The sequence below is a fragment of the Kineococcus glutinatus genome, from assembly GCF_039542765.1.
Classification (GTDB): domain Bacteria; phylum Actinomycetota; class Actinomycetes; order Actinomycetales; family Kineococcaceae; genus Kineococcus_A; species Kineococcus_A glutinatus.
Genome location: NZ_BAABIL010000123.1, coordinates 1 through 8,702, shown reverse-complemented (window position 1 = coordinate 8,702; position 8,702 = coordinate 1). Strand labels below are relative to the sequence as shown.

The 8,702-nt window shown below is 76.6% G+C and carries 6 protein-coding genes; all 6 read right to left on the bottom strand.

All coding sequences use genetic code 11. From position 1 onward, the window contains the following. Positions 1–2,922 (bottom strand): indolepyruvate ferredoxin oxidoreductase family protein (locus ABEB16_RS05655; protein WP_345711291.1); only part of this gene is annotated, 2,922 nt, incomplete at its 3' end. Positions 2,923–3,197: 275 nt separating this feature from the next. Further along, positions 3,198–4,052 (bottom strand): sugar phosphate isomerase/epimerase family protein, encoded by an 855-nt coding sequence (locus ABEB16_RS05650; RefSeq protein WP_345711290.1) that lies wholly within the window; start codon positions 4,050–4,052, stop codon positions 3,198–3,200. Between the two features lie 23 nt (positions 4,053–4,075). Beyond that, entirely contained in the window at positions 4,076–4,852 is a 777-nt protein-coding gene (locus ABEB16_RS05645) for an SDR family NAD(P)-dependent oxidoreductase (protein WP_345711289.1), read from the bottom strand. A 52-nt stretch (positions 4,853–4,904) separates the two neighbouring features. Next, positions 4,905–6,269, bottom strand: coding sequence for an MFS transporter (locus ABEB16_RS05640; RefSeq protein ID WP_345711288.1), 1,365 nt, complete (start codon positions 6,267–6,269; stop codon positions 4,905–4,907). A gap of 133 nt (positions 6,270–6,402) precedes the next feature. After that, positions 6,403–7,098: a GntR family transcriptional regulator gene (locus tag ABEB16_RS05635; RefSeq protein WP_345711287.1), complete on the bottom strand. Its 696-nt coding sequence runs from the start codon at positions 7,096–7,098 to the stop codon at positions 6,403–6,405. Continuing rightward, complete coding sequence (locus ABEB16_RS05630; protein WP_345711286.1) at positions 7,095–8,558, bottom strand: lipopolysaccharide biosynthesis protein; 1,464 nt, start codon at positions 8,556–8,558, stop codon at positions 7,095–7,097. Before ABEB16_RS05630 ends, ABEB16_RS05635 begins: the two co-directional genes overlap by 4 nt. Positions 8,559–8,702 lie beyond the last annotated feature (144 nt).

Here is an 8,702-nt window from a genome sequence, read left to right as displayed (position 1 = left end):
CGCCCGCACCCCCGCCAGCCGCCGGGTCTCCCCCGCCAGGACGCGCCCGGCCAGCAGGTCCGCACCGTCCGCCGGCCGCCGGTGCGCCGTCGCGGTGGCGGCGGCGAAGGCGGCCGGGTCCGCGACGGCCACCCGGCCCCAGCGGAACGCCGCGACGTTGGCGGCGACCTCCACGCCGTTGAGCCGGATCGCCTCCTCCACGCTCGCCGCCCGCAGCGGCAGCCCGCCGTCCTGGAACGCGGCTCCCACGACCAGCAGGTTGGCCACCGCCGTCGTGCCGAACAGCGCCGCGGAGGCGGCCAGCGCGTCCAGGGCGTGCACCCGGGCGCCGGCCGCGGCCAGCCGCTCCAGCAGCGGCCCGGCGCCGGGGTGCCGCAGCGCGGCGTCGTGGACCATCTCCCCCGTGGGCGTCCGGCTCGTCGAGGCCACCGCCACCGTCCGCCCCGGTGCGGCGACGGCGAGGTGGCGCGCGTCGGTTGCCACCAGCAGGTCGAAGGCGAGCAGGGCGTCGGCGTGCCCGGCGCTGACCCGGTTGGCCGCGACGGCCCCCGGGTCGCGCTGCGCCGCCCGCGGGTCGGACAGCCGCAGGTGGGAGGTGACCGGCCCCGCCTTCTGCGACAGCCCCGTCTGGTCCAGGCCCGCGCACCGCAGCCCGTCGAGCAGCGCCGCCTGGGCGAGGACCGCGTTGACCGTGACGATGCCCGTGCCGCCGATGCCGGCGAGGAACACGTCGTGCGCCGGGTGCAGGTCCGGGTGCAGGACCGGCACCGGCGCCCCGGGCACGGCCGGCGCCTCGGGCACCGCGCGCGGGCGGTGGGCGCGGGCGGGGTCGACCGTGACGGTCACGAACGAGGGGCAGTCCCCCTGCAGGCACGTGAGGTCGGTGTTGCACGACGTCTGGTCGATGCGGGTGCGGCGGCCGAACTCGGTGTCCACCGGCTGCACCGACAGGCAGTTGCTCTTGCGGCCGCAGTCGCCGCAGCCCTCGCAGACGGCCTCGTTGACGACGACGCGCGTGGTGCGCTCGGGCAGCAGCCCCCGCTTGCGCAGCCGCCGCGCCTCGGCGGCGCACACCTGGTCGTAGACGAGAACGGTGACCCCGGGCACGCCGCGCAGCAGCCGCTGCGCCTCGTCGAGGCGGTCGCGGTGCCAGAGGAGGGTGCCGGGGGCGAAGCGCGCCGAGCGGCCGTAGCGGTCCGGCTCGTCCGCGCAGACGATGGTGCGGGCCACGCCCTCGGCGTGCAGCTTGCGGGTGAGGGCGGGTACGTCGAGCCCGCCGGTGGCGTCCTGCGCGCCCGTCATCGCGACGACGTGGTTGAACAGCAGCTTGTAGGTGATGTTCACCCCCGCCGCGACGCAGGCCTGCACCGCCAGCTGGCCGGAGTGGAAGAACGTGCCGTCCCCGACGTTCTGGAAGACGTGCGGCACGTCGGTGAACGGCGCCTGCCCGATCCACTGCGCGCCCTCGCCGCCCATCTGCGTCAGGCCGGTCACCTGCGCGCCCGCCCGCGAGGACAGCGTCACCATCGTGTGGCAGCCGATCCCCCCGGCGCCCAGGGAACCCTCGGGCAGCACGGTGGAGCGGTTGTGCGGGCAGCCGCTGCAGAAGTACGGCGTGCGGACGGCGCCGCCCGCGGGCAGCGGTGTCAGCGTCAGGGCGGTGCGCGGCGCGGGCGGCGGGGCCAGCTCCACCCGGCCGCGCAGCAGGGTGCGCAGCGGCCCGGTGAGCCGGTCGGCGCTCAGGGCACCGCCGGCGGGCACCAGCGGGCGCCCGCCGGGGCCGCGCCTGCCCCACACCAGCGGCGCGCGGGCGCTGCCGTAGAGCAGGTCGCGCACCTGCTGCTCGACGAACGCCGACTTCTCCTCCACGACGAGCAGCTGCTCCAGGCCGCGGGCGAGACGGGTCAGCGCGGTGCGCCCCAGCGGGTACGGCATCCCGATGCGCAGCAGCCGGATCCCGGCGCGGTGCAGGTCGCCGTCGCCGAGCCCGAGGTCGGCCAGCGCCTGGCGCACCGCGTCGAACGTCGAGCCGGCGGCGGCGATGCCGAGCCAGGCGTCGGTGGGGTCGACCACCACCTCGTCGAGCGGGTTCGCCGCGCCGTAGGCCTCGACCGCCGCCCAGCGCGGCCCGAGCAGGTCGGCCTCCGCGAGCAGGCTGTCCGGCGGTGCGGCCATCCGCCGCTGCGCGTACGTCCAGGGCCGGCCCTCCCACTGCAGCTCCGGCACCCGGATCCGGAGGCCCGCGGGATCGAGGTCGAGGGTGAACAGGCCGTCGGCGACGTCGGAGACGACCTTGATCCCGACCCAGCACCCCGAGGCCCGCGACAGCGCGACCCCGTGCAGGCCGAGGACGACGAGCTCGGCGGCGTCGCGGGGGAAGAGGACCGGCAGGCCGTACGCGGCGAGGGTGCGCTCGCTGGCGCACGGCACCGTGGAGGACTTCGACGCCGGGTCGTCGCCGACCAGCGCCAGCACGCCACCGCGCGGGTGCACCCCGTACATCGAGGCGTGCCGGATCGCGTCGCCGGCGCGGTCGAGGCCGGGGCCCTTGCCGTACCAGACGCCGACGACGCCGTCGTGGCTGCGCCGGCCGGTGGGCAGTTCCGTCTGGCTGCCCCACACCGCGGTGGCGCCCAGCTCCTCGTTGACGGCGGGCACGAGGTGGACGTCGTGCCGGGTGCGCAGCTCGGGGACCGCCGCGAGGGTGCGGTCCAGGCCCGCCAGCGGGCTGCCCTGGTAGCCGGAGACGAAGCTCGCCGTCCGCAGCCCGGCGCGGGCGTCGCGGGCGTGCTGCTCGACGAGCAGGCGGGCGACGGCCTGCACGCCGGTGAGCAGGACGGGGTGGGCGCCGGCGCGGTAGCGGTCGGCGAGGTCGGGGGCGTGCCCGCCCGCGGGAGCGGTGCGCTCGGCGGTGTCGGTCACGGGGACCCCCTCCCGGGCACCGACGCCGGTGCTCCGTGGCCCCACACTGCGACCGTGCGCGCGGATGCGTCAACGCGGGGCGGCGGAACTGGGCAGACTGCACAGTTCGGAGGCGCCGGGTGGGTCGGAGGTGATCGGCGTGAGCAGTACCGACCGGCTCGACGCGGAACCGCCCGCCGGACCGGGTGCACCCGCGCGGGACGGCGCGGGTGCACCCGGCGGCGCGTGCTGCCACCGCGGGGCGCCCGGTCGCTCCGGCCGCCCCGCGGGGCGTCTCAGGCCGGCGACACCTCGCCGAGCAGCGCCACCATCGCGTCGCGCGAGCGCTGGTCGTCGGCGAGGCGCTCGGCCTCCGCGACGTCGTGCGTCTCCAGCTCCAGGACGTAGCTGCCCGCGAAACCCCGCTCCTCCAGGGCGGTCATCACGCCGCGGAAGTCGACCTGCCCGCGGCCGATGCCGAGGTTGAGGTCGCCGGGCACCGCGTCGCGCAGGTGGACGCGCTCGACGCGGTCGGCGTGGCGGGCGGCCCAGGCGACGGGGTCCTCCCCGGAGGCGACGAGGTGGGAGACGTCGAGCAGCAGCCCCAGCTCCTCGTGGCCGAGGGCGTCGAGCACCCGGTCGGCGCGCGCCACGTCGTGCACCCAGCGGCGGTGGTGCAGCACCTCGCAGAGCAGCCGCACCCCCTGCTCCGCGCACAGCCGGGACAGCAGCCGCAGGTTCGCGACGACCCGCGCCAGGTCGGCCTCCTCGTCGGTGTACGGCTCCCACGAGGGCCCGCCGCACGGCACGACGAGCGCCGCGCCGGTCGCCGCGGCCAGCGCGACGAGCGGGCGCGCGGTGGCGGTGAGGGTGTCCGCGTCCAGGGCCGGGTCGTTGAGCGGTCCGACGTCGGAGTTCACCGCCCCGGCGGTGAGGCCGTGCGCCGCGAGCGCCGCGACGTAGCCGGCCGGCTCGCCGGTGAAGGGCACCGGGACGTGGTCGGTCACGGCCGGGATGGCCCCCAGGTCCACCTCCACCGCACCGGTGGCCGCGATGAGCTCGAGGGCCTCGGCCAGCGGGCGGAACCGGAAGGTGATGGTGGAGACGGCGATGCGCCGCGCCGTCGCGCTCGCGGTGGTCGTGGTGCTCACGGGCTGGGCTCCGTCCTGGCCGCTCAGGCGATGTACGAGCCGCCGTTGATGTTCTGCGTGGTGCCGGTGATGTAGGAGGCGTCCTCGCTGGACAGGAACACCACCAGCGCGGCGATGTCGGCCGGGGTGCCCTGCCGGCCCAGCGGCACGGCGGCGGCCAGCGCGGCCTCGTTGGCCTCGTCGGTCGCACCGGCGCGGATGTCGGTGTCCACCACGCCGGGGCTGACGGCGTTGACGGTGATGCCCTGCGGGGCGAACTCCCGGGCCAGCGAGCGGGTCAGGCCCAGGACGCCCGCCTTCGCCGCCGAGTACGGCGTCTTGGAGAACACCCCGCCGCCCTGCTGCGCGGAGACCGAGGACATGTTCACGATGCGCCCGTAGCCGTGCTCGAGCATCTGCGGCAGCAGGGCACGGCACGTGAGGAACGTGCCGGTGAGGTTGATGTCGACCACCCGGCGCCACTCGCGCATGTCGACCTCGAGGAAGGGCACGGGCGAGGCGACACCGGCGATGTTGGCCAGCGCGCCCACCGGCGGCAGACCGGCGGCGGCGAGCGCCTCGACGGCGCGCGCCACCGAGTCCTCGTCGGTGACGTCGACCCCGATGCCCACGACCCGGGTGCCGAACTCGCCGGCGATCTTGTCGGCGGCGGCCTCGGCGCCGGCGGCGTCGATGTCGAGCAGGGCGACGGGCCAGCCCTCGGCGGCGAAGCGGGAGGCGACGGCGAAACCGATGCCGCGCGGCGAGGCGGCGCCGGTGACGACGGCGGTGCGCGGGCCGGTGCCGGTCTGGTAGCTCATGTCGGTCCTTCTCTGCTGGTGGCGGGGTGTGGCGTCCGAGATCGGGGGTGGGTCAGGCGACGGGCGCCGCGAGGGCGGCCGGGTCCTGCCGGGCGGCGGCCGTGGCGCGCTCGACCTCGGCGCGGCGGGACCGGTCGAAGGTCTCCGGCGTGGCCAGCGCGGCGACCAGGCCGACGGCGCCGTAGACGACGAACAGCACGGCCGGGCCCGTCCAGCCGTACGCGGAGTGCAGCGAGACGGCCCAGAACGCGGTGAAACCGGAGATGACGGCGGCCAGCTGGTAGGCCAGCGAGGCACCGGAGGAACGGGTCTCGGTGGAGAACAGCTCGGCGAACCAGGCGCCCTGCGTGCCGCCCAGGGAGTTCTGGCAGAACACGAAGGCGATGACGAACACGGCGATGATCGCGCCGAGGGAGCCGGTGTTGACCAGCAGGAACATCGGGATGCCGAACACCAGCATCAGCGAGGTGCCGAACACGTACACCGGCTTGCGCCCGACCCGGTCGGTGAGGTGGCCCCACAGCAGGGTGGCGGGGAACCCGAGGAGTGCGGCGACGACGATCGCGAGGATGGTCTGCGGGCGGGTGGCCAGGCCCTCGGAGTGCACGTAGGAGGTGACGAAGGAGATCGAGACGGCGTAGCCGGCGGTCTCGGCGACGCGCAGGCCGAAGGCGCGCACGAGGTTGCGCCAGTCCTGGCGGAGCACCTGCGCGAGCGGGTTCGCCACCAGCTGGCCGTGTTCCTTGGCGTCTTCGAACTCCGGGGACTCCTCGACCTTGAGGCGGATGTACATCCCGGCCCCGATGAGGACCGAGCTCAGCAGGAACGGCACGCGCCAGGCCCAGTCGCCGGGCAGGCCGGCGCTGGCCAGGAAGGCCAGGTTCGCCAGCAGCAGCCCGAGGGGGAACCCGGCCTGCGGGATCGCGGTGTACGCGCCCTTGCGCTTCCACGGGGCGTGCTCGTAGGTCATGAGGATCGCCCCGCCCCACTCCGCGCCGAAGGCGAGGCCCTGGATGACGCGGACGGTGACGAGGAGGATCGGGGCGAGGATGCCGACGGTCTCGTAGGTCGGCAGGGCCCCGATGACGACGGTGGCCACGCCCATGACGAGCAGCGAGGCGATGAGGACCGGGCGGCGCCCGACCTTGTCGCCGAGGTACCCGCCGATGATCCCGCCCAGGGGGCGCGCGGCGAACCCGATGCCGAGGGTCCCGAAGGACAGCAGCAGCGCGGTGGTCGGGTCGCTGTCGGGGAAGAAGGCGTCGCCGAAGTACAGCGCGGCGGCGGTGCCGTAGCCGATGAAGTCGTAGTTCTCGACGGTGGTCCCGACGGCGCTGCCGATCGCCACCCGCTTCTTGTGCTCGGTGCCCAGCACGGGGCGGCCGGCGGTCCGACCGGTGGGTGTGGTCACAGCCATCTCCTTCGAGGGCGGGGCGCGTCTGCGGGCCTCAGTCGGATGTGTCGACTGTCCCACTGTCAACAGTGCGACAAGACACTGTCGCACCCGGCTCCCGCCTCCTGTCAAGTCCCGGCGGACCGCCTGCCGCGCCTCAACCGGCGACGGCGCGCTCCCGCATCCGCCGCTCGATGCGCGCCGCCGCCTCGCCCATGTGGGTGCGCAGGAAGTCCCGCCCGCCCGCGGCGTCGCCGGCCTCCACGAACCCCACGATCGGCGCGTGCCGCTCGTAGGCCATGTTGTGCAGCGCCGTCTGCGGCCCGGCCGCCGTGATCGCCGCCCGGGTCAGCCCGCTGACGGAGCGCCAGCTGTGCAGCAGCGTCCGGTTCTCGCTCAGCGCGCACAGCCGCTCGTGGAACGCCAGGTCCGCGTCCAGCTGGGCCAGGACGTCACCCTCGCTGCCGCGCAGCACCTCCAGCGCCTGCCGCAGGTGCCCCGCCGCGACCCCGCGGTCCTGCCGGGTGCACAACGACTCCAGCGCCAGGCTCTCCAGCGCGTGGCGGACGGCGAAGATCTCCTCCACCTCCCGCTCGGTCACCACGCGCACCGACAGCCTCCCCCGGCTGTCGGACGTCAGCAGACCCTCCTGCTGCAGCTGGCGCAGCGCCTCGCGCAACGTGCCGCGGCTGACGCCCAGCGCATCGCTGAGCTCCACCTCCGCCAGGTGCGTGCCCGGAGCCAGGTCACCGGAGCTGATCGCCTCGCGCAACCGGGCGTGGATCAGCTCCCGCCGGGTCTGCGACGCGATCGACCCCAGCGCCGCCAGCGCGGACCTGCCACCACCGCTCACGGCGCCAGCGTATCCGCGCCCCCCGCGGCCCCCGGGCCCCGCGACCCCAGCACCCCGCGCACGTCACCCCACGACAGCAGGACCCAGCCCGCGCAGAACACCGCCGAGGACACCACCGGCGCCCACCACGCCGTCGCCGCCGCCTCCTCCTGCACCACCACCAGCGCCACCAGCGCCGCCACCGCCGCCACCACCCGCAGCGTCGGCCCCGCCCAGCGCTGCCCCTGCGCCCGCCACACCACCACCCACGGCAGCGCCGACGTCACCGCCGCCCCCAGCAGGTACGCCACCGCGATCCCCGTGACGCCGAACGGCCCCGCCAGCACCGCCAGCGCCCCCACCCCCACGGCGAACCCCGCCGTGCTCATCAGCGCCGAGGACCGGATGCCGCGCGCCGCACCGCTCGTCAGCGCCGCCACCGCCGCCACCGGCAGCGTCGTCAGCAGCACCGCCACCAGCAGCACCCGCAGCGCCGGCACGCCACCGGCGAAGTCCTCCCCCGCCAGCCGCAGCAGCGGCCGCGCCCCCAGCACCAGCACCGCGAACAGCGGCACGAACACCGCCACCGCACCCCGCGTGACGCGGTCCGCCTGCCGGCGCACCGCCGCCGCGTCCCCCGCCCCCGCGCTGCGCGCCATCGCCGGGAACAGCACCTGCACCAGCGAGCGCGCCAGCATCGAGGCCGGCGTCGCCAGCGTCACCGCCGCCGCCAGCAACCCCGCCTCCCGCGCCGGCACCGCCTCCCCCGCCACCACCAGGCACAGCTGCAGCAGCCCCGCGCTGGCCACGTTGCCCAGCACGCCCCACGCGACGAAGGCGTCCACCTCCCGCCGCAGCCCCGGCGGCAGCGGACCCGCCCCCCGCGCCCGCGGCCACCCCGCCACCGCGTACGCGGCGTACCCCAGCGCCAGCGGCAGCAGCAGCGGCAGCGCGGCACCCGTCAGCAGCAGCACCAGCAGGCAGCCCAGCGCCAGCACCAGCGCCACGCCCTCCCACGCCGTCGCGCGCGCCACCCGCCCGTGCCCCAGCAGCGTCCCCCGGCTCAGCAGGTACCCCGCGTAGGCCATCGCCAGGGCCGCCACCGCCAGCGCCGGGCCCACCCCGTCGCCACGGCGCAGCCCGGCCCACGCCCCCACCAGCACCGCCGAGACCGCCCCGGTGGCCAGGGTCCGCCGCCGCAGGTGCCGCGCCAGCGCCGCCACCTGCGCCGCGTCCCGCGCCCCCAGCGCCCGGGCCGTGAACTTCGACGCCGCCGCCCCCGCCGCAGCCGGCCACAGCATGCTCGCCAGCACCGCCAGCGCGATCTGCGGGCCCAGGACGCCCAGCACCTCCTCACCGCGCAGGTTCGAGACCAGCAGGTTGTAGCCCGTGCGGGTCAGGCCCGCCAGCAGCACCCCCACCACGCTCAGACCCGCCGCGACCGCCAGCACCGGCACCCGCCGCCGGCCGGACCCGCTCACCGCGCCGGCCCCCCGCTCACCGCACCAGCTCCCGGTAGCGCGACCGCAGCCGCTCCGCCGCCGCCCGCACGTCGTGGCTGCGGGCCACCCACCCCCGCCCGCCCACCGCCGCCGCCACCGCCGGCGGGTCGGCCAGCGCGCGGC

What these genes read in the sequence shown, in the direction of transcription:
- ABEB16_RS05645 (WP_345711289.1), bottom strand. Translation starts at nt 4,852, where the DNA reads ATGAGCTACCAGACCGGCACCGGCCCGCGCACCGCCGTCGTCACCGGC.
- ABEB16_RS05640 (WP_345711288.1), bottom strand. Translation starts at nt 6,269, where the DNA reads ATGGCTGTGACCACACCCACCGGTCGGACCGCCGGCCGCCCCGTGCTG.